The sequence below is a fragment of the Leyella stercorea genome (genome assembly GCF_021531355.1).
Taxonomy (GTDB): Bacteria; Bacteroidota; Bacteroidia; order Bacteroidales; family Bacteroidaceae; genus Prevotella.
The window spans coordinates 1-475 of sequence record NZ_JADYTS010000206.1 but is presented as its reverse complement, the minus strand read 5'-3'; the positions used below and the strand labels follow the sequence as shown (position 1 = coordinate 475).

Annotated in this window: 1 pseudogene; it reads right to left on the bottom strand. The window is 42.5% G+C overall.

The features are described from left to right. A pseudogene (locus I6E38_RS15095) lies at positions 1 to 475 on the bottom strand (hypothetical protein); the annotation flags it as partial.

Genomic DNA, 475 nt, shown 5'->3' with positions numbered 1-475 from the left:
CTATTCGCATTGCCATTGTGTAATCACGTTTACCCAAACGTTCTGCGATATTCCACACGAAGTGCCTTAAAGGAATATTCTCAACCGTCTCCTTGAAACGGTTTATTGCTATTGGGGTATAGTTGGTGTCGTTGCTCCATTCCTTGACAGCCTCTATCACCTTATTCAAATCTTCCTCATACAGAAACCTTGACATGGTACGATGCACATAGTCAAGTACGGCTCTTGTTCGCTTGTCCTTTTCCTTCTGTGCTTCTTTTTCTTGTGCCTCTACACGCTTGGCATAGTCCTCATGACTGTATTTTACAGACTCTGTTTGTGGTAATGTTTGCTTTGGCTGTTCTTGTTCTGTTGCTGGCTCTGCATCTACAACGTTTTTCTTTGTCTTGCTGTTGCTACCAATGGTCATCAGTTCATAGGGATAATTCACCATAGAAATGAATATCGCCCAAAGCAGGATGTTGCTCCCTACAAA